At 58.3% G+C, this 25,046-nt stretch carries 33 protein-coding genes; 17 read left to right on the top strand and 16 right to left on the bottom strand.

Features of this window, described 5'->3' with window-relative positions:
* Positions 1–4 precede the first annotated feature (4 nt).
* The 13 genes from EH31_RS12485 to EH31_RS17735 all read right to left on the bottom strand — a co-directional run bounded on the left by EH31_RS12485 (position 5) and on the right by EH31_RS17735 (position 5,074).
* Entirely contained in the window at positions 5–421 is a 417-nt protein-coding gene (locus EH31_RS12485) for a SufE family protein (RefSeq protein WP_034960810.1), read from the bottom strand.
* Positions 422–479: 58 nt separating this feature from the next.
* On the bottom strand, positions 480–731 hold the full coding sequence (locus tag EH31_RS12480) for a hypothetical protein (RefSeq protein WP_034961238.1): 252 nt from the start codon (positions 729–731) through the stop codon (positions 480–482).
* The gene (locus tag EH31_RS12475) at positions 731–1,072 is read right to left on the bottom strand and encodes a hypothetical protein (protein ID WP_034960808.1); all 342 of its coding nucleotides are present in this window, start codon (positions 1,070–1,072) and stop codon (positions 731–733) included. The genes EH31_RS12480 and EH31_RS12475 overlap by 1 nt, the downstream gene beginning before the upstream one ends.
* On the bottom strand, positions 1,069–1,338 hold the full coding sequence (locus EH31_RS17740; RefSeq protein ID WP_034960806.1) for a hypothetical protein: 270 nt from the start codon (positions 1,336–1,338) through the stop codon (positions 1,069–1,071). The genes EH31_RS12475 and EH31_RS17740 overlap by 4 nt, the downstream gene beginning before the upstream one ends.
* Entirely contained in the window at positions 1,338–1,637 is a 300-nt protein-coding gene (locus EH31_RS12465) for a hypothetical protein (RefSeq protein WP_034960804.1), read from the bottom strand. Before EH31_RS12465 ends, EH31_RS17740 begins: the two co-directional genes overlap by 1 nt.
* Entirely contained in the window at positions 1,637–1,996 is a 360-nt protein-coding gene (locus EH31_RS12460; RefSeq protein WP_034960802.1) for a hypothetical protein, read from the bottom strand. Before EH31_RS12460 ends, EH31_RS12465 begins: the two co-directional genes overlap by 1 nt.
* Entirely contained in the window at positions 1,993–2,352 is a 360-nt protein-coding gene (locus EH31_RS12455; RefSeq protein WP_034960800.1) for a hypothetical protein, read from the bottom strand. The genes EH31_RS12460 and EH31_RS12455 overlap by 4 nt, the downstream gene beginning before the upstream one ends.
* Entirely contained in the window at positions 2,352–2,681 is a 330-nt protein-coding gene (locus tag EH31_RS12450) for a hypothetical protein (RefSeq protein ID WP_034960798.1), read from the bottom strand. Before EH31_RS12450 ends, EH31_RS12455 begins: the two co-directional genes overlap by 1 nt.
* A 22-nt stretch (positions 2,682–2,703) precedes the next feature.
* Complete coding sequence (locus EH31_RS12445) at positions 2,704–2,970, bottom strand: hypothetical protein (protein ID WP_206742036.1); 267 nt, start codon at positions 2,968–2,970, stop codon at positions 2,704–2,706.
* A gap of 31 nt (positions 2,971–3,001) precedes the next feature.
* Complete coding sequence (pspC, locus tag EH31_RS12440; protein ID WP_034960793.1) at positions 3,002–3,376, bottom strand: envelope stress response membrane protein PspC; 375 nt, start codon at positions 3,374–3,376, stop codon at positions 3,002–3,004.
* A complete protein-coding gene (gene pspB, locus EH31_RS12435) occupies positions 3,373–3,678 on the bottom strand; it encodes an envelope stress response membrane protein PspB (RefSeq protein WP_034960790.1) in 306 nt (101 codons plus the stop codon). Before pspB ends, pspC begins: the two co-directional genes overlap by 4 nt.
* A 21-nt stretch (positions 3,679–3,699) precedes the next feature.
* A complete protein-coding gene (gene pspA, locus EH31_RS12430) occupies positions 3,700–4,494 on the bottom strand; it encodes a phage shock protein PspA (protein WP_422110930.1) in 795 nt (264 codons plus the stop codon).
* 280 nt (positions 4,495–4,774) lie between these two features.
* The gene (locus EH31_RS17735) at positions 4,775–5,074 is read right to left on the bottom strand and encodes a hypothetical protein (RefSeq protein WP_206742035.1); all 300 of its coding nucleotides are present in this window, start codon (positions 5,072–5,074) and stop codon (positions 4,775–4,777) included.
* A gap of 85 nt (positions 5,075–5,159) precedes the next feature.
* On the opposite strand from EH31_RS17735, the gene pspF reads away from it, so the two are divergent.
* The 9 genes from pspF to EH31_RS12380 all read left to right on the top strand — a co-directional run bounded on the left by pspF (position 5,160) and on the right by EH31_RS12380 (position 14,525).
* Positions 5,160–6,212 carry a phage shock protein operon transcriptional activator gene (gene pspF, locus EH31_RS12420; protein WP_034961232.1) on the top strand — a complete coding sequence of 351 codons (1,053 nt, stop codon included), beginning with the start codon at positions 5,160–5,162 and terminating at the stop codon, positions 6,210–6,212.
* A 150-nt stretch (positions 6,213–6,362) separates the two neighbouring features.
* A complete protein-coding gene (locus tag EH31_RS12415) occupies positions 6,363–6,686 on the top strand; it encodes a hypothetical protein (protein WP_034960786.1) in 324 nt (107 codons plus the stop codon).
* 203 nt (positions 6,687–6,889) lie between these two features.
* A complete protein-coding gene (locus EH31_RS16980) occupies positions 6,890–7,450 on the top strand; it encodes a PilZ domain-containing protein (protein ID WP_051699235.1) in 561 nt (186 codons plus the stop codon).
* A gap of 204 nt (positions 7,451–7,654) precedes the next feature.
* Complete coding sequence (rimP, locus tag EH31_RS12405; RefSeq protein ID WP_034960785.1) at positions 7,655–8,233, top strand: ribosome maturation protein RimP; 579 nt, start codon at positions 7,655–7,657, stop codon at positions 8,231–8,233.
* Positions 8,233–9,924 (top strand): transcription termination factor NusA, encoded by a 1,692-nt coding sequence (gene nusA, locus EH31_RS12400; RefSeq protein WP_034960783.1) that lies wholly within the window; start codon positions 8,233–8,235, stop codon positions 9,922–9,924. The genes rimP and nusA overlap by 1 nt, the downstream gene beginning before the upstream one ends.
* Positions 9,905–10,690 carry a DUF448 domain-containing protein gene (locus tag EH31_RS12395; protein ID WP_034960780.1) on the top strand — a complete coding sequence of 262 codons (786 nt, stop codon included), beginning with the start codon at positions 9,905–9,907 and terminating at the stop codon, positions 10,688–10,690. Before nusA ends, EH31_RS12395 begins: the two co-directional genes overlap by 20 nt.
* Positions 10,691–10,779: 89 nt before the next feature.
* Positions 10,780–13,344 carry a translation initiation factor IF-2 gene (gene infB / locus EH31_RS12390; protein ID WP_034960779.1) on the top strand — a complete coding sequence of 855 codons (2,565 nt, stop codon included), beginning with the start codon at positions 10,780–10,782 and terminating at the stop codon, positions 13,342–13,344.
* Positions 13,345–13,524: 180 nt separating this feature from the next.
* Entirely contained in the window at positions 13,525–13,965 is a 441-nt protein-coding gene (locus EH31_RS12385) for a PaaI family thioesterase (protein WP_034960778.1), read from the top strand.
* Positions 13,962–14,525 carry a DUF1697 domain-containing protein gene (locus EH31_RS12380; RefSeq protein ID WP_034960777.1) on the top strand — a complete coding sequence of 188 codons (564 nt, stop codon included), beginning with the start codon at positions 13,962–13,964 and terminating at the stop codon, positions 14,523–14,525. Before EH31_RS12385 ends, EH31_RS12380 begins: the two co-directional genes overlap by 4 nt.
* Positions 14,526–14,598: 73 nt before the next feature.
* Here EH31_RS12380 and EH31_RS12375 read toward each other — a convergent pair whose 3' ends face one another.
* Positions 14,599–14,871, bottom strand: a complete 273-nt coding sequence (locus EH31_RS12375) for a hypothetical protein (protein WP_034960776.1) — start codon at positions 14,869–14,871, stop codon at positions 14,599–14,601.
* Between the two features lie 194 nt (positions 14,872–15,065).
* On the opposite strand from EH31_RS12375, the gene rbfA reads away from it, so the two are divergent.
* A complete protein-coding gene (gene rbfA, locus EH31_RS12370; RefSeq protein ID WP_034960775.1) occupies positions 15,066–15,473 on the top strand; it encodes a 30S ribosome-binding factor RbfA in 408 nt (135 codons plus the stop codon).
* A 266-nt stretch (positions 15,474–15,739) separates the two neighbouring features.
* Here the strand turns inward: rbfA and EH31_RS12365 are convergent, their stop codons facing one another.
* Complete coding sequence (locus tag EH31_RS12365) at positions 15,740–16,318, bottom strand: YceI family protein (protein WP_034960772.1); 579 nt, start codon at positions 16,316–16,318, stop codon at positions 15,740–15,742.
* 74 nt (positions 16,319–16,392) lie between these two features.
* Positions 16,393–18,021, bottom strand: a complete 1,629-nt coding sequence (locus tag EH31_RS12360; protein ID WP_034960771.1) for an AbgT family transporter — start codon at positions 18,019–18,021, stop codon at positions 16,393–16,395.
* 199 nt (positions 18,022–18,220) lie between these two features.
* Between EH31_RS12360 and EH31_RS12355 the strand changes: the two genes are divergently transcribed.
* The 7 genes from EH31_RS12355 to EH31_RS12325 all read left to right on the top strand — a co-directional run bounded on the left by EH31_RS12355 (position 18,221) and on the right by EH31_RS12325 (position 25,015).
* On the top strand, positions 18,221–18,814 hold the full coding sequence (locus tag EH31_RS12355) for a thymidine kinase (RefSeq protein ID WP_034960770.1): 594 nt from the start codon (positions 18,221–18,223) through the stop codon (positions 18,812–18,814).
* A gap of 46 nt (positions 18,815–18,860) precedes the next feature.
* A complete protein-coding gene (locus tag EH31_RS12350) occupies positions 18,861–19,577 on the top strand; it encodes a site-2 protease family protein (protein WP_034960769.1) in 717 nt (238 codons plus the stop codon).
* A gap of 23 nt (positions 19,578–19,600) precedes the next feature.
* Positions 19,601–20,137 carry a GNAT family N-acetyltransferase gene (locus tag EH31_RS12345; RefSeq protein WP_034960768.1) on the top strand — a complete coding sequence of 179 codons (537 nt, stop codon included), beginning with the start codon at positions 19,601–19,603 and terminating at the stop codon, positions 20,135–20,137.
* Entirely contained in the window at positions 20,130–21,131 is a 1,002-nt protein-coding gene (truB, locus tag EH31_RS12340; RefSeq protein WP_034960767.1) for a tRNA pseudouridine(55) synthase TruB, read from the top strand. The genes EH31_RS12345 and truB overlap by 8 nt, the downstream gene beginning before the upstream one ends.
* A gap of 12 nt (positions 21,132–21,143) precedes the next feature.
* A complete protein-coding gene (rpsO, locus tag EH31_RS12335; protein ID WP_034960766.1) occupies positions 21,144–21,413 on the top strand; it encodes a 30S ribosomal protein S15 in 270 nt (89 codons plus the stop codon).
* A gap of 227 nt (positions 21,414–21,640) precedes the next feature.
* Positions 21,641–23,935 carry a polyribonucleotide nucleotidyltransferase gene (gene pnp, locus EH31_RS12330; protein WP_034960764.1) on the top strand — a complete coding sequence of 765 codons (2,295 nt, stop codon included), beginning with the start codon at positions 21,641–21,643 and terminating at the stop codon, positions 23,933–23,935.
* A gap of 393 nt (positions 23,936–24,328) precedes the next feature.
* Positions 24,329–25,015, top strand: coding sequence for a spermidine synthase (locus EH31_RS12325; RefSeq protein WP_034960763.1), 687 nt, complete (start codon positions 24,329–24,331; stop codon positions 25,013–25,015).
* The last annotated feature ends 31 nt before the right edge of the window (positions 25,016–25,046 follow it).

Here is a 25,046-nt window from a genome sequence, read left to right as displayed (position 1 = left end):
GCCGCTATCCCGCTGTGGCCAGTCGGGCCGCGTGCTGTTGCACAAGCGCAATCATATTGGGAACGCCCTGTGTACGGTTGCTGGAAAGCTGATTCTTAAGGTCAAAGGGTGCGAGCGCCCCCACCACATCCATCTTGGCGACTTCCTCGGCAGGCTTGTCCTGAACCGCTGAAATCACGAGCGCGACAATGCCTTTGGTGATCGCAGCGTTGCTGTCTGCGAGGAAATGCAGCGCGCCTTTACCAGCGGTATCGGTTGGATAGACCCAAACCGCAGCAGAACACCCGCGCACCAATGTCGCATCGGTTTTGAGAGCATCGGGCATGGCCTCAAGCTCACGGCCCAGCTCGATCAGCAATGAGTAACGCTCATCGCCTTCGAGAAATTCGTATTCTTCTAAAATGTCATCAAGTGTGCGCATGCAGGTGCATGTAGGCACAGCGCTCCAAAGCTCAACCCTGCTTGGAGTTCCATAGCGCCTAAAGCTCTACACCACTGGCAATCGCTTCCAATTTCTTGATCCGCTCTTTCATATCGGCAAGCTCGATCCGCGCTGCGCCAGCACTCGCGCCGCCTTCGATCTCGGGACCAGAAGTGATTTTGTTCGAAGCACGCTCAAGCTCCTGACGCTTCAATTCCAGCCAGCCTTGCCATGCGCGCAGAAGGGCAAAGGCGACCACGCAAATCCCGACAAGACAAGCAGCGGTGATGACAAGGGTGGGGTCCATAATCATTGGCTCTGCTCCTTCTTACTTGCGGACGTCGGGAGGGGTACCCCATTGTCCTGCGTCCCACGAAGCGCTTCGATCTCAGCTGAAATCCGGGCCCTTTCGCGTGCATCGAGGCTGTTATTGTCCGTGGCAATGCGCTCCAGCACTTGCAGCCGTTCGCGCAATTGCTTCATTTCGCGGCGCATCTCTTCATTCTCGGCGCGCACATTGGCGTCATCAGGTCTGCCGACATACGTCTCATTGCCGTCTTCGTCCGAAATGATGCCAGCGCGTGCTTTGGCCGTCTGAACGATGCCCCACACCACGATTGCTATAATCGCGACAATAGCCCAGCCGCTCATTGTGACGCCTCCTTATACTGCTGCTCTTGTGGCCTGCGCAGCGCCTCGATTTCCTCAGCCAGATCAATCGAGCGATCGGTTGCGATCCGTTCAAGCACGCGCACGCGCTCTTCAAGGTCCGATCCTGCCACTTGATCGACCGCGCGCCGGTTCTTCGATTTGCGGCGCAAACGCATCGCAGCATAGACCGCGCCGCCCGTCACCGCAGCGATCACAGCCGACATTTGCAATGCATCAAAAACAAGAGCGGTGTCGGCCCCAAACATCAGCCGTTCTCCTTCTCACGGCGTGCGCTTACATCCAGGCGCAACGCCTCAATCTCGTCGGACAGCAGCGTGCCGCGATCTGTCGCAAGCCTTTCAAGCACCGCCAGGCGTTCCTCGATCATCTCGGTGCGCTCAGCAAGCTGCCGTGAATTGGAGTTGCCCGCGTCGGACCCCCGGGCCCGCGCATCTTTTTCAAGATAATAGGCGGTCGCCTTGGAGATAATGCCGTTCACGGTCAGGCCGGCGGTCGCAATAATCGTAACCACCATGATGGCAATTATGAGAAAATCGCTACCCATCAGGCGGTTCCAGCATCTTTCTGTTTTTCCAGCGCGCGCAATCCATCGATTTCGCTTGAAAGCTGATAGCTGCCGTCGGTCACGATCCGCTCGACATTGGCGAGCCGGTCTTTGACCGCGCCCAATTCTGCGCGAAGTTCGGCGTTCTCTTGGGTGAGCAGGGTCACGCGCTGTTTCGCTTCGTGATCGGTCGCAGGCTTGATCGCCTGGCCCCATGCGCCTTCAAGCGGATAGCCGTGCTTGATGCGAAGGCGGGTGGTGTGGATCCAGCCGAAAATCCCGGCGGCACCCAATGCCAGCCCCCCGCCAATGATCCACGGCAGATTGGGGACAATAATTGCGGCAGCATCGACGCTCATGTTTTGGTTTCCTTGGTTTTGAAGTTTAACGGTGTGCCAGGGTCAGCCTTGGTTGGAATATCGCGCAGCGCCTCGATCTCTTCCGACAGTGAATAGCCGCGATCGGTCACGATTTTTTCCAGCACGATCATGCGATCCTGCATCGTATCGAGCTTGTCATTGAGTTCGCGGTTTTCAGCCTTCAGCCGAGCGGTCTCCGCTTCGTTGGCCTTGGACGCGTTTGTGGGCTTGGATTTTCCGCCCCACTCATCTTCGAGCTCATAGCCGTGCTTTGCGCGGATCCAGTTGTTGATGATCCAAGCGCCATAGCTCACCGCTATGATTGCAATCACAAAAGAAGGGCCGCCCCAGTCCATTATGCTTTTTCCTTGTTTCCAATGTTGAGCGGGACACCCAAATCACTTGTAATGGCACCGTCACTTTCAACTTCGCGGGTGTCACGCAGCGCTTCGATCTGGGTCGCAATGTCGTAGCCGCGATCTGTCACGATGCGTTCAAGCACCTGGACGCGGTCTTCGAGCTTGGCGACTTGCGCTGCATATTGCGCCGCTTTTTCAGCGGTTGCGTGGGCGGTGGTTTCGCCCTGAATCTTGGCCAGTTTTTGTTGGTGCTTTGCCCAAATGGCGACCACGGGAATGGTGCAACCAAAGACAATGCCAAGGATAGGGATCATTATTGGGTCCATGGGTCGCCCCTTTCTTCTTGAGTTAACGTAGTTTCTCGATCTCGTCCGCAGTGCGGCGGGCGGGGTCGGTTGCGATTTGTTCAAGCACGGCGAGGCGGTCCTGCATCAGGCTGACCGTTTCGCGCAGCTCGCCGTTTTCTTCGGTCAAAGCCACCTCGCGGTCGGACTTGCCATATTTGATTTCGGCCATGCTTCGGCGATGGGAAAGAAACATGCTGGTCAATCCCATGATCCCCGAAAAAGCCAACACCACCAACAGCGCGTTCAGGAACATTTCCTCTAAAGGCATGACGTATCGGTCCCCCTTATGAAAGCCTGGCTTAGCGCAGCTCTTCGATTTCGGCGGTTAGCCGCGGATTGTTGCTGACGTAGTAGGTTTCCACATCGGCCAGGCGGCGGTCGATATCGCGAAAGCGTGAACGGATTTCGCGGGCCGTGCGCTGCGGGCTCTGACGAACGCGCTGCCAGTACTTCTCTTCCTGGCTGTCAGTGTAGAGATGCGGCGGCTTTTTCTGAAGCGCAAAGCCAGCAACGAAATAGCCAAGAAGCGACAAACCCTGTGTAAGGAAGATCGAAAAGAAGGCGGCCAGACGCACCCAGAAGACATTGACGCCCGTGTAGTCGGCTATCCCGGAGCAGACGCCAAGAATCTTTGCGTTGTGCTTGTCGCGGTAAAGCGTGGTGCGGCTGTTCATGCGCCTGTTCCTTTTTTCTCTGCGATAAGCTGTTCAAGCTCGCGCAATTGCTGGTTGTCGGTTTCCTGGTCGGCCTGAAGGCGCTTGACCGGATTGAAGGAAGGGTCGTCATGCGCCACCAGGCGCTCAACGGTGTCCATCCGCTCATCAAGCCGCTTGGCGAGGTTATAGAGCTCTTCCAGAAGCACTTCGTCATCCGAAGTGATGGTCGCGGCGGTTTTCCACTTGGTCGTGTAATGCAGGATCAGCCATGGCAGGCCTACAAACAGAACAAGGAGCAGCATGACTACTTCACCAGGCATTGTCGTTCCCTTTCGTCTCTATCAATCTTTTGCGTCGGGCTTGCCGAGCAGTTTCTTCATCTCTGCAAGCTCATCGTCGATGGCGTCCTGGCCTTCGAGAGCGGCAATCTCGTCTGACAGCGAAGGCGGACCTTCATTGCCAATCGCAATCGCATCGGCGCGCCCTTCGGCGTAATCGACGCGGCGTTCGAGCTGGTCGAATTTGCTCAAAGCTTCGTCCGTGCGTTCTGTGCTCATAAGCGAGCGCAGTTTCACGCGGTTCTCTGCGCTTTCGAGGCGCGCTGCGATCTGCGTCTGGCGGCTGCGCGCTTCGCGAAGGCGATGCTGCAGCTTTTGAATGTCCTGTTCATACGCCCGCAGAGCATCGTCGAGCACGGCAATCTCTTGCTTCAACTGGTCAGCGGTTCCGACGGCTTTCTTTTTCTCAACCAGAGCCGCGCGCGCCAGATCTTCGCGATCTTTCGACAGCGCAAGCTGGGCCTTGTCCGCCCAATCGGCCTGGAGCCGGTCAAGCTTCACCACATGGCGGTGCATTTCTTTCTGGTCTGCGATTGTACGCGCTGCACTCGCGCGGACTTCGACCAGCGTCTCCTCCATTTCGAGGATGATCATGCGGATCATTTTTTGCGGGTCGTCCGCCTTGTCCAGCATGTCGGTGAAGTTCGCAGCGATAATATCGCGGGTGCGGCTGAAAATGCCCATAAAGGCTGCTCCATCAAGGAATGTGTTTGCGATGCTCTGCGCTGGCGAGTCGTCCTCGCCATACGCCCTGCGCTGACTTTGCGTCGGAGTGGGGCTCTGACGCAAGGCTTCGATTTCAGCGTCGAGGCGTGAGACGTTCTTCCTACCGGCAAACGGGCCAGAAAAAGAGTGGGCCGAAGCGCTGCTGGATGTCTCACCGCGGTTAGGGGATACCACGTCGTCGAATACGGCATCGAGGATGTCGTCATCGACCTGAGACTTAGCAGACCGCGTTTTAGCAGGTTGCGTTTCAGCAGGTTTCTGGGAGGAACCTGCTTTTTTCGCATCGCGCTCCGGCCCGGTTGGGCTTTCGTGCCCTGGGGTAAGATCGTCTCGCTTGCTCACTAAGTCAGCCTCAAGCCATCTCAATGAAAGCAGCAGAAGTTGCGCCTGGTGCGGGCTGTGCGAAGTGCGCATCTTGCAGGCCGAGGCTCATTTGTGTTGAAAGAGCAATCATCGCGGTCATGGCAGCAATGCTGGCAAGTGATGCTTGGCCAAGTTTGGTGCGGAAAAAGGCTTTATCGTACATTGTGATTACCCTGTTGGTGTCTGTTTCGGTGTTGCGATCCACTCTGCAGAGGCCGTGCCAAACTTGATAACACGATGAAAAATAGAGATAATTTGCACCTTCCCCGATTTTACAGATAGTGCGCATTGCCAAGCATTGGGAAAAATTCCTATATGTTGGGTGAATGGCCCAAACCTGCATCTTGGGCCTTGCGTTTTGTAAGAGGGAACCGGTGGAGCGCGAGAACCAGTTTATTGGCCAGTCAGGCGCCTTCCTCGACGCGGTCGAGCGTGCCTCAAGAGCTGCCCCCATGAGCCGCCCGGTCCTTGTGATCGGCGAACGCGGCACGGGTAAAGAGCTGATCGCTGAACGTCTTCACCGTCTGTCCAATCGCTGGGACGAACCGCTCGTCACCATGAACTGTGCAGCGCTTCCTGAAACCCTGATCGAAGCGGAGCTTTTCGGCCATGAGGCGGGCGCCTTTACTGGCGCGACCAAAGCGCGCGTGGGCCGGTTTGAAGAGGCGGACAAGGGGACGCTCTTCCTTGACGAGCTTGGGACGCTTTCCATGGGCGCACAGGAACGATTGCTAAGGGCGGTTGAATATGGCGAGGTCACCCGCATTGGGTCTTCGCGGCCCATCCGGGTTGATGTGCGCATTGTGGCGGCGACCAATGATGATTTGCCCGCCCTTGCCAAATGCGGCGAATTTCGCGCCGACCTGCTCGACCGGCTGAGTTTTGAAGTTATCACTTTACCCCCATTGCGCGTGCGCGAAGGGGACGTGGCGGTTCTGGCTGACTATTTCGCCCGGCGCATGGCGACCGAGTTGGAGTGGTTCAGCTGGCCCGGATTTGCGAACCATGTGATGGAGCAGTTTGAGAATTACGCATGGCCAGGGAATGTGCGCGAATTGAGGAACGTGGTCGAGCGTGCGGTTTATCGCTGGGATGATCCGGAAAGGCCCATCGCCCATGTCCAGTTTGATCCATTCGACAGCCCTTGGAAACCGGTCACACCATCGCATAGGCGCTCCGTTGCATCAGCAGCCGCGTCTCCGGCAGCAGCGCCCCCTCCTTCTCAAGAGCCTGCACCGCCAAGTGTCCAGTTTGATACGGTCGATGATCTGCGTTCAGCGGTCGACGCCCACGAACGCGCCATCCTTGAGCATTCGCTTGGCAAACACCGCTGGAACCAGCGCCAGACGGCCAAAGCGCTTGGCCTAAGTTATGACCAGCTGCGCCATGCCATCAAGAAGCACTGTTTGATGGAAGAGCAGGAATAGGTCTTGCGCTTGGCAGAGCCAACTGAGCCTCCTCAAACCTTAGCGCGTTAGAAAATCGCGCCTTTTTACCCGTCGTTTACGGGTGAGCTGTATTGTCTTGGCAATTGTGACCGGCTGCGTTTGGCGTCGGCGTTTGTGAGGGAAGCCAAAATGCGTGCTCTTGTCGATCTGGTTGACAGTTTCACCGGGATGGTGCGGTTTATCATCGTGGCGATGATGCTTGTCGGTCTTGCCATCGGCCTCATGCTGACTGCGGGCGTATCCTATGTCGCCCCAAAAGTGGCCGAAGGCGCAACTGAGCGCGCGGCACAATTGGGCGAATTGGCAATCGAAGAAGCGCGCGATGCACGGCGCGAACGCGATTTGGCGCGCGAGGGTTGGGGCTATGACAGCGGTGATAGCGGCGGTTCGAGCAAAGGTGGCTCTGGCGATGGTGGCTCTGGCGATGGTGGCTGGGGCGATGACGCCCGCTAATCTGGCAAAGCCCGTTTGACCCAGCACGCGGCGTTAGCGCGCAGCTTTGCCAAAAGATGAGCTCGATCACATGGGGTGGACGGCTCAGCAATGGGCGGTGCTCGAACCCTCGCAAGTGCGGGGTCTTGCTGCACCTGGCTAAGCAGTTTTCCGGGTAACCGTTTAAAGCGCGGTGTGACAGCTTGTGGTTAACGTCCTCAACCATGAGTGCGGCGCGCCCCTTATCAAACCTCGGCTCAGACGATGCCGGTGATCTCCGCAAGGGAAGCACTGGCGGCCCAGTCGGCGGCCCAATCGGAGGCCCAGTTGGCGGGCGGGCTGGCTTCCAATCTCCCGGCGGACACGAGCCAGGTTGTGAGCGAACCGGTCAATCCCAGTCCCATTACACCACAACAACGGGCGTTCCGATCGGCCGAAGGGCCGCAGCCCGGTTAAGGCTGGCGCTTCCGGCAAGGCTCATATCGCTTTACGGGACGCATCGCTGTATTCTGATCGATATGTCGATCACCGGGGCGCAATTGGGGTTGGAGATCCCCTTGGCGACAAGCGACAATGCTATCCTTGAAATCGCCGGGAAAGAGCTTTTCTGCGACATCGTGCGTATGGCTCGGGGGCCGCATGGGGGAATTAATGGCGTCATGTTTGACCCCCCGTTAGAAGACGAGGACGTGCTCCACGTGCGACGCTTTTCCGAGACCTATAAAGCAGACGAGCTTCGAGCGATCCGCTCTGAGGTGAGAGCTTGGGTGGACGGCTCGGTCTAAACCCCTTGCAAGCTTTCCCTCAAGGCGATTGTTGATCGGCAAAGCCTTGTTAAATCGAGGCCTTGCCAAACAGGATCTTTGCGCCTAGATGAGCGCCATCCCGACATTGTCGAACACAACAAGGGGCTGGCGCCAACGGGGGCCGGCGCTAATTGGCCATGTCTGTTTGAATTGTAACACTCATCGAGTATCGACGCCGCTAATATGACTGATCTTGCCCGCCTTACCTCTCTTATTGAACCCGAAGCATCCGCTCTGGGTTTTGAGCTGGTGCGCGTGGCGATGATGCCGTCCGAGGCAGGTGACGGCGGTGAGGCTTTGCAAATCATGGCCGAAGACCCTGCGACGGGGCAGCTCATTATCGAGCAATGCGCCGCGCTTTCGCGCCGTGTGTCCGAAATGATGGACGCCCGCGAAGAGGCAGGCGAAGTCTTGATCGAGGGCGCGTATCACCTTGAGGTGTCATCGCCCGGTATCGACCGCCCGCTGACCCGCGAAAAGGACTTTACCAATTGGGCAGGGCACGAGGCGCGCATTGTCATGACCAAAGGTTGGTCCGGCGATGAAGCGGGCAAACGGGTGTTTAAAGGCGAGCTAAACGGCATCGAAGCTGGTATAGTGGCGCTTACCGACTCCAAGACGGGCGAGGTTTCTCTCCCCCGCGACCAAATTCACAGTGCTAAGCTTGTCCTTACAGACGCGCTGATCGCTGCGACAAAGCCGCTTGATACAAGCGGTGCAGACGAACTCGAAGAAGAAACTGAAGAGAAGGCAGACGACTGATGGCCAGTGCCATTTCCGCCAATAAGGCTGAACTGCTTGCAATTGCGAACGCTGTTGCATCGGAAAAGATGATCGACAAATCCATCGTGATCGAAGCGATGGAAGAGGCGATTCAAAAAAGCGCGCGCAACCGTTATGGTGCGGAAAACGACATCCGGGCAAAGCTTGATCCGGTCACCGGTGACCTGACGCTGTGGCGTGTGGTTGAGGTTGTGGAAGAGGTCGAAGACTACTTCAAGCAGGTGGACCTGAAACAGGGTCAAAAACTGCAAGAGGGCGCGGCTGTTGGCGACTTTATTGTTGATCCGCTGCCTCCGGTTGATCTTGGCCGTATCGATGCGCAGTCGGCAAAGCAGGTGATCTTCCAAAAGGTCCGCGATGCAGAGCGTGAGCGTCAGTTTGAAGAGTTCAAGGACCGCGCAGGTGAAGTCATCACCGGCGTGATCAAATCGGTCGAATTCGGCCATGTGATCGTGAACCTTGGCCGCGCAGAAGGTGTCATCCGCCGCGATCAGCAAATTCCGCGCGAAGCGGCGCGTGTGGGCGAGCGTGTTCGCGCTCTCATCACCAAGGTTGAGCGTAACAATCGCGGGCCGCAAATCTTCCTTTCCCGCGCCGCGCCTGATTTCATGCGCAAGCTGTTCGCGCAGGAAGTGCCAGAGATTTACGACGGCATTATCGAGATCAAAGCCGCTGCCCGTGATCCGGGTTCGCGCGCCAAGATCGGCGTGATCAGCCACGACAGCAGTATCGATCCCGTCGGTGCCTGTGTCGGTATGAAGGGTTCACGCGTTCAAGCCGTGGTGCAAGAGCTCCAGGGCGAGAAGATCGACATCATTCCATGGTCCGATGACACCGCGACCTTCATCGTGAACGCGCTTCAGCCTGCGACGGTTGCCCGCGTGGTTCTTGACGAAGACGATGGCCGTATCGAAGTGGTTGTCCCTGACGATCAGCTTTCGCTTGCCATTGGTCGCCGCGGTCAAAACGTGCGCCTCGCAAGCCAGCTGACCGGTCAACAGATCGACATCATGACCGAGGAAGAAGCTTCCGAGAAGCGCTCCAAGGAGTTTGCCGAGCGTTCCAAGATGTTCGAAGAAGAGCTCGACGTTGATGAAACGCTGTCACAGCTGCTCGTCGCCGAAGGCTTCGCCGAGCTTGAAGAAGTCGCTTACGTTGAATTGGCCGAGCTTGCCTCCATCGAAGGCTTTGACGAAGAGCTTGCCGAAGAGCTTCAAAGCCGTGCGCTTGAAGCGATTGAGCGTGCCGAAGAAGGCCACCGTATCACCCGCCGCGAACTTGGTGTGGAAGATGCGCTTGCCGAAATCCCGCACCTTACCGAAGCGATGTTGGTGGTGCTGGGCAAGGCAGGGATCAAGACGCTTGATGACCTTGCTGACCTTGCCACTGACGAGCTGATCGCCAAGAAGCGCGAAGCACCGCGTCGCCGCAACAATCCTGATGGACCGCCTATGCGCCGTCCCCCTCAACGCGAGCAGGACAAAGGCGGGGTTCTTGGTGAGTATGGTTTGACCGAAGAGCAGGGCAACGAAATCATCATGGCTGCGCGTGCGCATTGGTTCGAGGACGAAGAGCCGCAGGCGGCCTCTTCGGGGCTCGAAGATGAGGAGCCAGCTGTTGAAGCTGACTCCGCAAGTCAGGAGGCCGCCGATGCGGACTCCCCACAATGAGTGCGTAAGCTCCGACATCGTTGAAGGCGAAACTCCCGGGAGCAATTCCGGGAGCGCCAAGTCCTGTGCGCCCTCCAGTTCCGAGCGCCGCTGTGTCCTTTCGGGTGAGAGCTTCCCGCGCGACGAGCTGATCCGGCTGGCTGTATCACCGGCTGGCGAAGTGTTGCCTGATCCGCAAGCCAAGGCCCCTGGACGCGGCGCCTGGATTGCGCCTGACAGGGCAGCGCTTGAAACTGCGGTGCGCGATGGCCATTTGAAAAAGGCGCTGCTTCGCGCGTTCAAGGGTGGGCCTGCCCCGCAAGACGGAAATCGCATCGCGCTTTCCTACAGCGATAATCTACCGCAACAGGTCGCAGATGCACTCAAGCGCACTCTGCTGGATCGATTGGGGCTGGAACTTCGCGGTGGCAACATCGTGCTAGGCTCTGCCAAAATCGAAGAACACGCCCGTTCGGGCCGAATTGCCCTGTTGCTCCACGCAAGCGACAGCAGCGAAGATGGTCGCAAGAAATTGGATCAGGCGTGGCGCGTGGGCACTGACCAGGAAGGCACTGGTGTGCGTGGGACAGTCTTGCCACTGGACCGCGATGCGTTGTCTGTGGCATTGGGCCGTGAAAATGTCGTGCATTTGGGGGTTTCGGCCCTCTCAGGCGGGCGCGGTATGGGGCCGCAATCGAAAAAATCGGTCACCAAGTCAGCTTGGGGCCGGGTGGGGCGCGATGTCACGCGCCTTTCGCGGTTTCTGGGGAATGACCCTCCAACCTGACTGCCCTGATCAAAGGGTAAACGCTGACACGACTAAGGCGCGATCCAAGCGCGCCAGAATATGAGATTTTTGAAGGACTATTAAGCTAGATGAGCGACGAAGAGAAAAAACCAGCACGCAAACCACTTGGCCTCAAAAAGGCGGTGGAAGCTGGCGAGGTCAAGCAGACCTTTAGCCACGGCCGCACCAATAAGGTGGCGGTCGAGGTCAAGCGCCGCCGCAAGCTTTTGAAGCCCGGCGAGACGCCCGCCCCTGCGCCTGAACCAACGCCTGCGCCGGCCCCGACACCTGCGCCAACGCCAGCCCCGGTGGCAAAGGCGCCTGCGCCCAAAAAGCCCGCAGCGTCTGATGAAACGCCGCAAGAGCGCGTCGCCCGTCTCCAGCGTGAGGCCGAAGAAGAACGGCTGCGCATGGTGGAAGAAAACCGCAAGCGCGACGAACAGCGCGCAAAGCAAGACGCTGAAGAGACGAAAAAGCGCGAAGAGAACAACCGCAAGGCCAAGGCTGAGGCCGAAGAGCGCGCGAAACAGGAGGCAGAGGCCGCTGTACAGGCGGAAGATGCGTCTGCGGACGCTGAAGCGGAAGCACCTGCTGCTCCCGCGTCCAAGGGTACACCTGCGCCAGCTGCGCGCAAATTCACCCCTGTTGCCCGTCCCGAACCCAAGCGCCCTGAGAAAAAGGCCGCAAAGAAGAAGGACGACAAGGGTGCGCCTGCCAACACTGGCGGGGGCAAGGACAAGCGCCGCTCTGGCAAGCTGACCGTTACCAAGGCCTTGAACGAGGATGAGGGCCGGCGAGCACGTTCACTCGCCGCGCTCAAACGCGCCCGCGAAAAAGAGCGCCGCCTGCAAGGTGGTGGTTCATCAAAGCCGCGCGAAAAACAAATCCGCGACGTGATCGTGCCCGAAGCCATTACCGTTGGCGAGCTTGCCAAGCGGATGGGCGAAAAAGGCGCAGACCTCGTCAAAGAGCTGTTCAACCTTGATATGATGGTCACGGTCAACCAGACCATTGACCAGGATACAGCCGAGCTGCTCGTCGAACAATTCGGCCACAATATCGAGAAGGTCTCAGAGGCCGACGTCGATATTCAGGACGAACAGGATGTCGATCCAGCAGAAACGCTGAAACCGCGTCCGCCGGTTGTGACCATTATGGGCCACGTCGACCACGGCAAAACTTCTCTGCTTGACGCTCTTCGCGGTGCCAATGTCACCAAGGGCGAAGCGGGCGGCATTACGCAGCACATCGGCAGCTACCAGATCACGACCAAAGGCTCTGGCAAGGAAAAGCAGAAGATCACCTTCCTTGATACGCCGGGCCACGCAGCCTTTGCCGAGATGCGTCAACGCGGTGCCAATGTGACTGATATCGTTGTTCTGGTTGTGGCCGCCGATGATGGTATCATGCCCCAGACGATTGAGGCGATTAAGCACACGAAAGCTGCTGGCGTTCCGATGATCGTTGCGATCAACAAGATGGATAAGCCAGAGGCAAACCCGGACAACATTCGCAACCGCCTGCTTGAACACGAAGTGATCGTGGAGAAGCTTTCGGGCGATGTTCAGGATGTTGAGATCTCTGCGATCAAGAAGACGGGTCTTGATGACCTGCTTGATGCGATCAATGTTCAGGCTGAATTGCTTGAATTGAAAGCGCGTCCTGACCGTGAGGCGGATGCAACCGTGATCGAAGCGCAGCTTGATAAGGGCCGTGGTCCTGTTGCGACTGTGCTGGTCACACGCGGCACTCTGAAGCGCGGCGACACCTTTGTTGTCGGCACCCAGAGCGGGCGTGTGCGTGCAATCGTCAATGATGCGGGCAAGCAGATCAAGGAAGCTGGCCCATCCATGCCGGTTGAGGTTCTTGGCCTTGGCGGTGTGCCATCAGCGGGCGACCGTCTGACCGTGGTTGAAAACGAGCAGCGTGCGCGCGAAGTGGCTGGCTATCGTAAGGAAAAGGCAACCGAGAAGCGTACAGCGCTTGCCCCGACCTCCTTCGATACGATGTTCAACAACCTCGCATCGGACCTCATCGAATGGCCGGTTCTGGTCAAGGCGGACGTGCAAGGTTCGGTCGAAGCAATCGTCAACGCGCTCCACAACATCTCTACCGATGACATCAAGGCCCGCGTCCTGCACGCAGGCGTTGGCGCGATCACGGAAAGCGATGTGACACTGGCGGCGGCGTCCAATGCGCCGATCATCGGCTTTGGCGTTCGTCCCAATGCAAAAGCGCGTGAGCTTATCAAACGCGACGGCGTGCGGATGATGTATTACGATGTGATCTATCACCTCACCGCAGATGTGGCGAAGGAAATGGCAGGCGAGCTTGGTCCAGAGCGGATCGAGACCGTCGTTGGCCGTGCCCACGTCAAGGAAGTGTTCCGTTCGGGCAAGCGCGACAAGGCGGCGGGTCTTCTCGTCGAAGAGGGCGTTATCCGCAAAGGCCTGTTTGCACGTCTCACCCGCGACGACGTTATCGTTTCGGCGACCACCATCGCAAGCTTGCGCCGCTTCAAGGACGACGTGGACGAAGTGCGCTCGGGCCTCGAATGCGGTGTTGTTCTGGAAGACACGAACGACATCCAGCCGGGCGACCAGCTTGAAGTCTTCGAAGTCGAGCTTCGCGAGCGGACGCTGGAGGTTGGGTAACTAAACTCCCCTCCCGCCCTTCGGCTGGCCGGTAGGCCGGCCGCTCAGGACGGGGCTTGGGAGGGGTTGGGGGTGGGTGCGCGTAGCGCTGGGCCGCAAGGCCCACCCCGCTGCGACTAGGCAGACAAGCTGCCAAGTCTCACTGCCCCTCCCGTGAACGGGAGGGGATTGGGGAGCCAAATGACCGATAAATACATCCACCCCGAAGATGCGGACACATCACCGCACACCGCGCTTCTTGGCTCGCAGTTCGTCTCCTATGACGCGGAAACCCAAACCGCGACCATGCACTTTACGGTGCGCAAAGAAATGACCACTTGGCGCGGCGGCGTGCAGGGCGGGCTCGTTGCAGGCTATCTCGATGATGTGATGGGCTATGCCTATGTCGCGGCCACGGGCGGCGCAATGGCGCCGCTCAACCTTGAGATTTCGATGAGCCTTATCCGCCTCATCCTCGAAGGCCCGCTGATCGGTAGAGGCCGCGTGGTGAAGGGTGGTCGCAAGGTCGTGATCCTTGAAGGTGAGCTTTACTCCGAAGACGGCAAGCTCATGGCGCGGGCAACATCGACAGCGCTTCCGACATCGCGGCCAAGCTCTACCAACACCGGGCTCGACATTTGAGTTCTACCGGTCACCAGCGCTACCTCGCCCTGCTTGGCTCGATCAACATCGGCGGCAACCGCGTCAAAATGGTCGATGTGAAGGCCGCTTTTGCCGATGCGGGATATGGGGATGTCACCACCATCGCGGCGAGCGGGAATGTGGTGCTGGACAGCGATGCTGACCCCGCCATGCTCGAAATCGCGTTAGAGGACCTCATCAAAACCCGCTTCGGGTTCAATTCGTGTGTGATGGTGCGCACGCGCGATGCAGTGCGCGCTGCTATCGAGGAAAATCCCTTTCACGGCACCGGGCCGCAGCATGGCAGCGACAAGATGGTGCACTCCATCTTCCTCAGCCAGCAGCCCGAGCAAACCGCGGTCGATGCGCTGATCGAAGAGCACCGCTCGAAGGGGAGCGAGCGCCTCGCCATTGGCGACCGCGTATTGTTCCTCGATTACGTTTACGGCGTGGGGGTGTCGGACCTGTCGAACAAGTTTCTTGAACGGCGCATCAAGGTCAAAGGCACGGCGCGCAATATGAACAGCCTCAAGAATATTCTTGGCAAAATGGGCGGGTGATGATCCCTATCACCCGCCCGTCCAGCGAGCGCCCATTAGCCAAGTTTTGGGCTGCGGCACTCTAACTCAAAAATCATTGGTGTCTTGAACGCGCTGCCACGTTGACCTTGCCGGCAAGCGCTGCGCGTGGCCGGCGCTTTGTATTTTCCTCGTTTGCGCGTTCCTCGGTTGCGGACTGATATGTCCGGGCCGCTGACGATGAAGTGGTTTCGGCTTTTGCCTCGGAAAGATTGGCCTCGTGGCGTGTCTCAGTGCCAGGGGTTGCCACCCGGTTGCCCGAGTGTGCGGCGACGGCAGCTGGCGCAATGAGAGCGGCTGCGACGATAATCGAAGTCAGTTTGTTCATTGATATTTCCTGCGGATGTTTTTTTGATGTTGGTTTTTGTTTTATGATTGGCACAATATCGGAATATGCGAGGCGTTCTCAATAGGCCGTCTGGCGTAGGTCATCCCTCGGGATCGCGCCAGAAATATGCGTCCGGGGCCCTGCGCCCAAGGAATCGCTCGCATGCTTGGGGGCAGTTCGCTAAGGGGGCGCGCATGGCTAAACGACAAGATCACACCGCCGAGCAGCAATCCGTGCGCGTCCTTAAAGTGGGCGAGCGCGTGCGCCATATCCTGTCAGAGCTTCTTGCGCGGCAGGAAGTGCACGATGACGTGGTGAGCGCGTCCAACATCGCGGTGACCGAAGTGCGCATGACGCCCGACCTTCGCAATGCGACCGCTTATGTGAAGCCGCTGTTGGGTAATGCCGAGGATGACGTGGTGAAGGCGCTGCGTCAGAACACGGCGTTTTTGCAACGCGAGGTCGCCAAGCGTTTGGGGCTTAAATTCGCGCCTAAGCTGAAATTTCGGAAAGATGAAAGCTTTGCTGAGGCAGACCGGATCGAGACGCTGCTGCGCGATCCGAAAGTGGCGCGGGACTTGGGCGACGAGCTCGAGGATTAGGCCCTGCTGACAAACTCCTTCGGGTCACGGCGACACAAGAACTGGCCAGATAAAGGAGTGAGGACGCATGACATGCTCTCGCATATTCAAGGACGAGCGACGCTTAGCTGGCCAGTTCTTGTGTCGTCCCGGGGGGATTTGACCAAAAATTCGCCTTCGCAGCGTTACAATCAATTGAAAGTGCGCCGCACTTCCTGCTTGATGGTGCCTTGTGAGATGCGAATTTTGCTTCAAACCGTGATCCCGAGGGAGTTTGTTAGCAGGGCCTAGGTCGGCACAATCCGCGCATCGAAGGTGATGTCCACCTTGTTGCCCACGATCAGCTGAAAGCTTTTCATCCCGTAATTGCGCCGATCAATCGTTGCATTTGCTGTGAAAGCAATCGGCGCATTAGCGCCCGCCGTCAAAGGATTGCGGTCGAATTTGACGCTCAAGGATTGATTGCGGGTTACGCCGCGCGCGGTCAGCTGGCCGGTGATTGTGCCCTTGGTCGCGCTTGTCATGGTAAGCCCGCGACCTTTGAAACGGATGCGCGGGTGCTGTTCCACCCAAAAGAATTTCTCACCCTTGAGGCGCCCCAAAGTCACGCTGTCCGGCGCGGTCAATGCGGTTGCATCAAAGGTCACGTCAATCTCGGCCTTGGACGGGTCATTCCCGATAATCGTCGCGGTGCCGCTCATCTTGGGGAAGGTCGCGGTTTTGCTCGACAGGCCGAAGAAGGGGACTTTGGCGCTGAGCAAGGAATTGCTTTCATCAAGCCTGTATTGCACCGGCGCGCTGGCATTCGCGGCCAGCAGGGCTGCGAAAATCGGAAGCAGGAAAAGGCGTTTGAGCAAGGTCGTCATTTGGGATCTCCTAGCGCGTAATACGCCTGTTTCATGCGATTGGTTTCACATATCGCAGATGAACCTGTGCTGGGCTAACCTGTGCTGGGGAGCATGTAGGAAACCGGTGCATCTGGCCCCAGCGGAATGCCAAGGTAGAACCAGATCACGATCAGCAACGTGCCCGAAATCAGCAGCCACACCGAATACGGCAGCATCGTTGCCGTCAGACTACCCAGCCCGAAACTCGGCACCCAGCGCTGCGCAAAGATCAGGATCAGCGGGAAATACACCATCAGAGGGGTGATGATATTGGTCGCGCTATCCCCCACACGGTAAGCCGCGGTTGCGCCTTCCGGGCTGATCCCAAGCAGCATCAGCATTGGCACAAGGATAGGCGCGAGCAGCGCCCATTTGGCGCTGGCTGAGCCCACGAACAGGTTCAAGGCGCCGGTAAAGATTACCATCAGGCCAAGTACAATCGGCAAGGGCAGGCCGGTCGCCTGAATGGCCGCTGCGCCGTGGACTGCGGAAATCAGGCCAAGGTTAGACCATGCAAACATCGCCACAAAGTGCGCCGCTGCAAAGGCAAGGACGAGGTAATAACCCATGTCCTTCATCGCCTCGGCCATCATGTTCACAAGGTCGCGGTGGTCCTTGATCGTTCCAACCGCTTTCCCGTACGCCCAGCCGCACGCCAGGAAAAGGATGAAGAACGCCGCCACCAGCGATTGGTAGAACGGGCGCAGTTCGCCGTGGATTGAACAATCGGGAATGCGCGTCCCCGCCTCTGTCAGGCAGGCCGCTTCATCGATAAGCGGGGTGCCCGGCGCAAACACCATTACGGCCCAAAGCACCACCACGCCAAGCGCCGCGAGCCCTGCATTGCGAAGGCCGCGCCCTGCGTTTTCAGGTGAAGCCTCGACAATAGCATTGTCTTCGCTGGCACCTGCCTTCACGCCGCCGGTCCAGGGCCCGAGCCTGGGTTCGATCACCTTATCGGTAACGTACCAGATGATCGGCAGATAAAGCACGGTCATCGCGGCGATGAAGTACCAATTGCCCGCCAAATTCGCGCCCCATGATGGGTCAAGCGCGCTCGCGCCAACAGCCTCTTCGGTGATGCCAAACAACAGGGCGTCAAGTTGACCCGGCGAGATATTGGCCGAGAACCCCCCAGAAACGCCCGCGAATGCGGCTGCGATCCCGGCCAAGGGGTGACGGCCAGCGGCCGCAAACAGAATGCCTGCGAGCGGGATCAACACCACATAGCCAGCGTCCGCTGCGTGGTTGCCGATCATCGCGACCAGAGCCACCACAGGGGTCAAAAGGCTGGTCGGCGCAGATTTAACAGCGCTCGACATGCCTGCCGCGAAAAAGCCTGAACGCTCCGCCACGCCAGCGCCCAGCATCACCACAAGGACATATCCCAGCGGGTGGAAGTGGGTGAAAGTCTTGGGCATTTCGACCCAGAGTTTCTGAATATTATCGGGCGAGAGCAGGCTCACCGCGCTTATCACAGCCGGGTTTCCGGCCTCGTCAACTTGCGTTGGATGCAGAGCGGAAACGCCAAGGGCCGCGAGCAGAACCGAAATCGCAACCAGTGCGAAGATCAAATAGAAAAACAGGAATACGGGGTCGGGCAATTTGTTGCCTGAGCGTTCAACCCAGCCGAGAAAGCCGGTCATGCTTTGATGAGTGTTCGCCTCGGCAGCCGATGCCATGTGTGTGATCCCCTGATAGTCGATATTGCAATTGCTTCAGAGCTAGCATTGCAATTTCATTATGTCACAGACATTAACCCATCACCGTTCGTCCTGAGCTGGTGGCGCTTCGCGCCGTCTTCGACTCCGAAGGATGAGCCACAGCGCGCGCCCTTCGACAAGCTCAGGACGAACGGGATCAGAGGGTTACAATCAGCATATGGCCAAGCTCTATTTTTACTATGCCAGCATGAATGCGGGCAAAAGCTCCTCGCTGCTACAGGCGGACTTCAACTACCGTGAACGCGGGCAGGCGACCATGGTGTGGACCGCAAGGCTTGATACGCGCTCTGCGGGGCAGGTGAAAAGCCGCATCGGATTGAAAGCAGGCGCGCATCTGTATGAAACAGACACCGATTTGAAATCCGCCATTCTTGAACAGCATGGGCGCGCAAAGCTTGACTGTGTGATGGTGGATGAAGCGCAATTCCTGACGCCGGATCAGGTGTGGCAATTGGCAGCATTAGCCGATGAACACGGGATTCCGGTGCTGTGCTATGGCCTTCGCACCGATTTTCAGGGGGAGCTTTTCCCCGGCTCTGCGGTGCTTTTGGGTATTGCAGATAGCTTGGTTGAGATGAAGGCGGTGTGCTGGTGCGGGCGCAAGGCGTCGATGAACTTGCGCGTCGATGCGAGCGGGGCGCCTGTGAAAGAGGGCGAGCAGACCGAGATCGGCGGCAATGATCGTTATGTGGCGCTGTGCCGCAAGCATTTCAGCGCAGCCTTGCGCGGCGAAGCGGGCGCGCTTGGGTAGCAGGCCGGGCTAGCAGGCGGTCGCCAGCGTCCCTACATAGGCGGCAATGTTCGATACTCTCAGCTTCGCAGCCGTCTTTATCCCGTGCCTTGTCATCGCCATCGTGTTTCACGAAGTGGCGCACGGGCTTGCGGCCAAAGCCTTGGGCGATCCCACCGCAAGCGAGCGCGGAAGGCTGACGCTCAACCCCATTCGCCATGTTGACCCGATTGGCACATTGTTGGTGCCGGGTGGATTGCTCTTGATGGGAGCGCCAGCGTTCGGCTGGGCAAAGCCTGTGCCGGTCAACAAATGGCGGCTAGCCAACCCGCGTTTTGGCATGATGGCGGTTGCAGCCGCGGGGCCAGCGATGAATTTCGCGCTCGCATTTGTGGGGGCGGTTGCGTTCGGCATCATCGGCACACCGGGCGCAGGCTGGGCAGAGGGCGGCGCGGGCTTCCCCATGCTGATCGCGCCTGACGGGACGACATTGCCGGTGGCAACGGGGCTTTACCTGTTCATGCTGATCAATGTGTTCCTGGGTATGTTCAACCTGCTTCCCATCCCGCCGTTTGATGGCTCCCATATCTTGGGTGGGCTTTTGCCCAAACCCTTGCGCAAGCATTGGGAGAAGCTGCAACGCTTTGGCATGGTGCTTATCCTTGGCGTGATCGGCTTTAGCTGGGTGTTCGGAACCGGATGGCTCGAAGTCACGGTGCTGCCCCTCGTGGCGGCGGTGATGAGCTTTTACGAAGGTGTCGCCAATTGGGTGGCGCTTGCGTAAAGGCTGGCGTAAAGGCTGCGCCCATGACGGCATTGTCGACCATTTTGGAGCACGCGCCCGTGCGGCTGGAGCCGCTGGCCGATGAGCATATCGAGCCTTTGCGCGCCGCCTGCCGTTTGGATCAGGAGATCTGGGGCATTTATCCGGTCAACCTTGGCGGTGACGGGTTTGATGACGCGCTGGCGATGTTTCGCAGCTCGCCTGAATGGGTGAATTTCGCAGTGATCGACGCACGTTCTGGTGAATTGGCGGGGCTGACCAATTATATCCGGCCAACGCAGTATGGTGTGGTCGAAATCGGCGGGACGTATATCGTGCCAGAGGTGCGCGGCGGTGCTTTCAACCGGGCGATGAAAAAGCTGATGATCGAACACGCGTTTGAATGCGGCTTTCACAAGATCGAGTTCAGGGTAGATACCCGCAATAAGCGCTCGCAAGCAGCCGTGCTCAAACTGGGCGCGCAGCAAGAGGGTGTCATGCGCCAGAATATGGTGACCTGGACCGGATATCGCCGCGACACGGCGGTGTTTGGCCTTCTCAAGGATGAGTGGCATGGGTGATCCGACGCCCCCCAAGCTTCCGGCACCAAACGGCTGGATCATCCTCGACAAACCGCGCGGGCTAGGCTCGACGCAGGCCGTGGCGGCGGTGAAGCGCAATTTGCGCCAAGGGGGCTTTAGCAAGACCAAGGTAGGGCACGGCGGTACGCTTGATCCGCTTGCTGAAGGGGTTCTGCCGATTGCCTTGGGTGAGGCGACGAAGCTGGCTGGGCGGATGCTCGATGCGAGCAAGATATACGAGTTTACGGTGAAGTTCGGGGAAGAAACCGCGACGCTCGATACCGAGGGCGAGGTGGTTGACCGGTCCGATGTGCGCCCCAGCCTTGCCGAAATCGAAGCGGTTCTGCCCCAGTTCACCGGACCCATTGAGCAAGTTCCTCCGGCATACTCCGCGCTCAAAGTGGACGGCAAGCGCGCCTATGATCTGGCGCGGGCGGGGGAGGTTGTGGAGATGAAGACAAGGGCGGTCACCATCCATTCTCTTTCAGTCCGTCATCCCGGCGAAGGCCGGGATCCAGAGCCGCAAGGCGCTGATCCAGCTAAACTGGACCCCGGCCTGCGCCGGGGTGACGCAGTGAATGCAATCACCCTCACAGCCCATGTCTCCAAAGGCACCTATATCCGCAGCCTTGCCCGCGATATCGCCCGTGCCCTTGGAACTTGCGGTCATGTTACCTATTTGCGTCGCAGCAAAGCCGGGCCTTTCACCGAGACCCAAGCGATTTCGCTGGACAAGTTGAACGAAATCGCTAATGGCGCGCAACTATCTGACCTCCTCCTGCCGTTAGAGGCAGGGCTGGACGACATCCCGGCCCTTCACCTCACCCAGACAGACGCGCAGGCGGTCCAACAGGGCCGGGTCGTGTCTGGATTGCCCCAACCATCCGGGCTGTATTGTGCGATGCTGGACAATGTTCCGGTGGCGCTGGTTCAGATTTCGGATGGTGCGACCAAAGTGGTCAGGGGTTTCAACCTTCCCGATGTCGCTGAGTAGAAAGAGAATACTATGTCGGTAGCACCCGAGCGTAAAACAGAGATCATCCAGGACAACGCGCAAGCCAAGGGCGACACCGGTTCGCCAGAAGTACAGGTCGCGATCCTTACCGAGCGTATCAAAAACCTCACCGAGCACTTCAAAGCCAACCACAAGGACAACCACTCACGTCGTGGCCTCCTTATGATGGTGAACAAGCGCCGCAACCTCCTCGCCTATCTCAAGAAGAAAGACGTCGAGCGTTACAACGCATTGATCGCGAAATTGGGTCTGCGTAAATAATTCAAGCGAACGGCTCCCAAACGGGGGCCGTTTTGCTATTAAGGCGTCATCCCTGTAAAAGTCAGGGTGACGATTTGAATGGGGGCAAGGCTTTGCAATTCGGCAAGGCTGAGCTCTGGGGCATATGTTTCAAAAGCCCCACACACCGCCATCCGGGCGGTTAAACCCGGAAAAACTGTAGGCCCCGCCTGAGCAATAAGGCCAAGCGGGTCATTTAAGGAAAATCCATGTTCGACACGAAAACCGTATCGCTGGAGTGGGGCGGAAAAACCCTCACTCTGGAAACAGGCCGTATTGCCCGTCAGGCAGATGGCGCCGTTTTGGCAACCTATGGCGAAACCGTGGTGCTGTGCGCCGTGACCGCCGCCAAGTCAGTTAAAGAAGGCCAGGACTTCTTCCCGCTGACCGTACACTATCAGGAAAAATTCTCAGCAGCTGGCCGTATTCCGGGTGGCTTCTTCAAGCGCGAAGGCCGCGCGACGGAAAAAGAAACGCTCACATCGCGTCTCATCGACCGTCCTTGCCGCCCGCTCTTCCCAGAAGGTTTCTACAACGAAATCAACGTGATCTGTCAGGTCCTGTCTTATGACGGCGAGACCGAGCCAGATATCCTTGCGATGATTGCAGCCTCTGCCGCTCTCACCATTTCGGGCGTTCCATTCATGGGCCCAATCGGTGCAGCGCGCGTTGGCTTTAACAATGACGGCGAATACATCCTCAACCCGAAGGTTGAAGATGCGCTTGGCGAAGATGGCCGCTTGGACCTTGTTGTTGCTGCGACGCAAGACGCTGTGATGATGGTGGAATCAGAAGCAAAAGAGCTTACCGAAGAGCAAATGCTCGGCGCTGTGTTGTTCGCTCACGAAGAGAGCCGCAAGGTTATCGGCGCGATCATCGATCTGGCTGAAAAAGCTGCGAAAGAGCCTTGGGAAGTCGACGTTTCTGACGACACATCCGAAATCAAGGAAAAGCTGCGCGGCATCGTTGGCGATGACATTGCAGCCGCTTACAAGCTGACCGACAAATCGGCCCGCTCGGACGCTCTCAACGCAGTGCGCGCCAAAGCGAAAGAAGCGTTTGCAGACGAAGAGCCACAAACGCAAATGGTCGCCAACAAAGCGGTCAAGAAGCTGGAAAGCGAAATCGTTCGCGGCGCGATCATCAAGGATGGCACCCGCATCGACGGCCGTAAGCTTGATCAGGTTCGCCCGATCGAAGCCATGGTTGGTCTGCTTCCGCGCACCCACGGTTCGGCTCTGTTCACGCGCGGTGAAACGCAGGCAATCTGCACCACCACGCTTGGCACCAAAGACGCTGAGCAGATGATCGATGGTCTCGAAGGCCTGTCTTACAGCAACTTCATGCTGCACTATAACTTCCCGCCTTATTCGGTCGGCGAAGTGGGTCGTTTCGGCTTCACCAGCCGCCGCGAAACCGGCCACGGCAAGCTTGCATTCCGCGCGCTTCGTCCGGTTCTGCCAACGGTTGAGGACTTCCCTTACACCATCCGCGTTCTGTCAGACATCACCGAGTCCAACGGTTCATCTTCGATGGCCACCGTTTGCGGCGGCGCATTGTCGATGATGGATGCAGGCGTTCCATTGACGCGTCCGGTATCGGGCATCGCCATGGGCCTTATCCTTGAAGGCGAGGACTTTGCGGTTCTCTCCGACATCCTTGGTGATGAAGATCACCTTGGCGACATGGACTTCAAGGTGGCAGGTTCGGAAGAAGGCATCACCTCGCTCCAAATGGACATCAAGGTTGCCGGCATCACGCAGGAAATCATGACCAAAGCGCTTGAGCAGGCGAAAGCTGGCCGTGCGCACATCCTTGGCGAAATGGCGAAAGCTCTCACCGGTGCCCGCACCGAGGTCAGCAAGCACGCACCGCGTATCGAGACTATGCAGATCGACAAATCGAAGATCCGCGACATCATCGGTACAGGCGGTAAGGTCATCCGCGAAATCGTTGCCGAAACCGGCGCGAAAGTCGACATTGACGATGAAGGCACGATCAAGATCAGCTCTTCCAACGCCGATGAAATCGCAGCGGCACGGGCATGGATCGAAGGCATCGTTGAAGAGGCCGAAGTCGGCAAAATCTACAACGGTAAGGTCGTCAACATCGTCGACTTTGGCGCTTTCGTGAACTTCATGGGCGGCAAGGACGGTCTTGTCCACGTGTCCGAAATGAAGAACGAGCGCGTTGAGAAAGTCACCGATGTCGTTTCCGAAGGCCAAGAGGTGAAGGTCAAAGTCCTTGAAATCGACCAGCGCGGTAAAGTCCGCCTGTCGATGCGCGTCGTTGACCAGGAAACGGGTGAAGAACTCGAAGACACACGCCCACCGCGTGAGAATAAACCACGCGGTGATCGCGGTGATCGCGGTGATCGTGGTGGTGATCGCCGTGGCCCACGCGGCAGTCGCAGCCGCGGCGGTGACCGTGGTGGTCGCCGTGATGGCGGCGATAAGGGCGGTGACGGCGGTCCAACAGCAATGCCCGACTTCCTGAAAGACTAAGCCCTTTCGCGAAAGACATACGAAACCCCGCCAGGAGCAATCTTGGCGGGGTTTTGTTTTGGATAGGGTGCTACTGGCCCACCCCGCTGCGACTAGCGAGCAAGCTCGCAAGTCTCACTGCCCCTCCCGTAAACGGGAGGGGATTGTTTTCGCGCCAACTTGCTCCCCTCCCGCTTGCGCCCTGCTTTCGCAAGGACAGGTATCGGGGCTGGGGGTGGGCAATTTCCTACATTCGCCAAATCGGCTATGGCCGTGCGATGACTCAAACGGCGACGCCCCCGCATTCTCCCCCAAAGGTTTTTGAACCCTGGACAGTGTGTCAAGTGTGTCAAAACTTGCGTTAAACTCTGGACCTTCAATACCTTAGTGCAAAACCCCAAAGGACGATCCTGAATGCTGAAACGTGAGCTTATAGACACTGTCCAAATCGACGATGGCGAGACGCTGGAGCTGTTCAGCCATGGCTCCGACTTCATGATTGTGCTGGGCTATAATGAGCTGATGAGCACGCGGATGCGCTTTTCCGAAGAGCAGCTGGCGGAACTGACGCTTGACCGGTTGGAGGCGCCTCGCCCGCGCATCCTGATTGGTGGTTATGGGATGGGGTTCACCTTGCGAGCCGCGCTTGCAAGGTTGCCCGAAAATTCGCAAGTTGTGGTGGCCGAGATTTCCGAGAAGATCATCGAATGGGCTAAGGGGCCTATGGCAGAGCTGACGGGAAATTGCCTCGAAGACCCGCGCCTTGACCTCAAAATCTGCGATGTGGCGGCGCTGATTGACGACGCCAATGACGGAACCTGCGCAAAGTTCGATGCGATCCTGCTCGACGTGGACAATGGGCCTGATGGCATGGTGCGCGCGGACAACAACCGCATCTATTCGCGCACTGGCCTTGGTAAAGCGCGCGATGCGTTGAAGCCGGGCGGCATCGTCTCTGTCTGGTCAGCCGCGCCCGACCACGGGTTCAGGCGGCGCATGCAAGAGGCGCGCCTGGATGTCGAGGAACGCCGTGTGCGCTCACGCCCGAACAACAAGGGCGCGCATCATGTGATCTGGTTTGGCAGGACGCGGGGAGGGTAGGGCCCACCCCCAACCCCTCCCGCAAGCGGGA

This window comes from Erythrobacter longus (assembly GCF_000715015.1).
GTDB classification, from domain to species: Bacteria; Pseudomonadota; Alphaproteobacteria; order Sphingomonadales; family Sphingomonadaceae; genus Erythrobacter; species Erythrobacter longus.
Note: the sequence above shows the minus strand (reverse complement) of the source record. Positions and strands in the feature narration are given on the sequence as shown.

Bases quoted from the DNA above. Each gene is read 5' to 3' on its own strand.
- EH31_RS12485 (WP_034960810.1), bottom strand. From the start codon at position 421: ATGCGCACACTTGATGACATTTTAGAAGAATACGAATTTCTCGAAGGC.
- EH31_RS12475 (WP_034960808.1), bottom strand. From the start codon at position 1,072: ATGAGCGGCTGGGCTATTGTCGCGATTATAGCAATCGTGGTGTGGGGC.
- EH31_RS17740 (WP_034960806.1), bottom strand. From the start codon at position 1,338: ATGTTTGGGGCCGACACCGCTCTTGTTTTTGATGCATTGCAAATGTCG.
- EH31_RS12465 (WP_034960804.1), bottom strand. From the start codon at position 1,637: ATGGGTAGCGATTTTCTCATAATTGCCATCATGGTGGTTACGATTATT.
- EH31_RS12460 (WP_034960802.1), bottom strand. From the start codon at position 1,996: ATGAGCGTCGATGCTGCCGCAATTATTGTCCCCAATCTGCCGTGGATC.
- EH31_RS12455 (WP_034960800.1), bottom strand. From the start codon at position 2,352: ATGGACTGGGGCGGCCCTTCTTTTGTGATTGCAATCATAGCGGTGAGC.
- EH31_RS12450 (WP_034960798.1), bottom strand. From the start codon at position 2,681: ATGGACCCAATAATGATCCCTATCCTTGGCATTGTCTTTGGTTGCACC.
- EH31_RS12445 (WP_206742036.1), bottom strand. From the start codon at position 2,970: ATGCCTTTAGAGGAAATGTTCCTGAACGCGCTGTTGGTGGTGTTGGCT.
- pspC (WP_034960793.1), bottom strand. From the start codon at position 3,376: ATGAACAGCCGCACCACGCTTTACCGCGACAAGCACAACGCAAAGATT.
- pspB (WP_034960790.1), bottom strand. From the start codon at position 3,678: ATGCCTGGTGAAGTAGTCATGCTGCTCCTTGTTCTGTTTGTAGGCCTG.
- EH31_RS17735 (WP_206742035.1), bottom strand. From the start codon at position 5,074: ATGCGCACTATCTGTAAAATCGGGGAAGGTGCAAATTATCTCTATTTT.
- EH31_RS12415 (WP_034960786.1), top strand. From the start codon at position 6,363: ATGCGTGCTCTTGTCGATCTGGTTGACAGTTTCACCGGGATGGTGCGG.
- EH31_RS16980 (WP_051699235.1), top strand. From the start codon at position 6,890: ATGAGTGCGGCGCGCCCCTTATCAAACCTCGGCTCAGACGATGCCGGT.
- rimP (WP_034960785.1), top strand. From the start codon at position 7,655: ATGACTGATCTTGCCCGCCTTACCTCTCTTATTGAACCCGAAGCATCC.
- nusA (WP_034960783.1), top strand. From the start codon at position 8,233: ATGGCCAGTGCCATTTCCGCCAATAAGGCTGAACTGCTTGCAATTGCG.
- EH31_RS12395 (WP_034960780.1), top strand. From the start codon at position 9,905: ATGCGGACTCCCCACAATGAGTGCGTAAGCTCCGACATCGTTGAAGGC.
- infB (WP_034960779.1), top strand. From the start codon at position 10,780: ATGAGCGACGAAGAGAAAAAACCAGCACGCAAACCACTTGGCCTCAAA.
- EH31_RS12385 (WP_034960778.1), top strand. From the start codon at position 13,525: ATGACCGATAAATACATCCACCCCGAAGATGCGGACACATCACCGCAC.
- EH31_RS12375 (WP_034960776.1), bottom strand. From the start codon at position 14,871: ATGAACAAACTGACTTCGATTATCGTCGCAGCCGCTCTCATTGCGCCA.
- rbfA (WP_034960775.1), top strand. From the start codon at position 15,066: ATGGCTAAACGACAAGATCACACCGCCGAGCAGCAATCCGTGCGCGTC.
- EH31_RS12365 (WP_034960772.1), bottom strand. From the start codon at position 16,318: ATGACGACCTTGCTCAAACGCCTTTTCCTGCTTCCGATTTTCGCAGCC.
- EH31_RS12360 (WP_034960771.1), bottom strand. From the start codon at position 18,021: ATGGCATCGGCTGCCGAGGCGAACACTCATCAAAGCATGACCGGCTTT.
- EH31_RS12355 (WP_034960770.1), top strand. From the start codon at position 18,221: ATGGCCAAGCTCTATTTTTACTATGCCAGCATGAATGCGGGCAAAAGC.
- EH31_RS12350 (WP_034960769.1), top strand. From the start codon at position 18,861: ATGTTCGATACTCTCAGCTTCGCAGCCGTCTTTATCCCGTGCCTTGTC.
- EH31_RS12345 (WP_034960768.1), top strand. From the start codon at position 19,601: ATGACGGCATTGTCGACCATTTTGGAGCACGCGCCCGTGCGGCTGGAG.
- truB (WP_034960767.1), top strand. From the start codon at position 20,130: ATGGGTGATCCGACGCCCCCCAAGCTTCCGGCACCAAACGGCTGGATC.
- rpsO (WP_034960766.1), top strand. From the start codon at position 21,144: ATGTCGGTAGCACCCGAGCGTAAAACAGAGATCATCCAGGACAACGCG.
- pnp (WP_034960764.1), top strand. From the start codon at position 21,641: ATGTTCGACACGAAAACCGTATCGCTGGAGTGGGGCGGAAAAACCCTC.
- EH31_RS12325 (WP_034960763.1), top strand. From the start codon at position 24,329: ATGCTGAAACGTGAGCTTATAGACACTGTCCAAATCGACGATGGCGAG.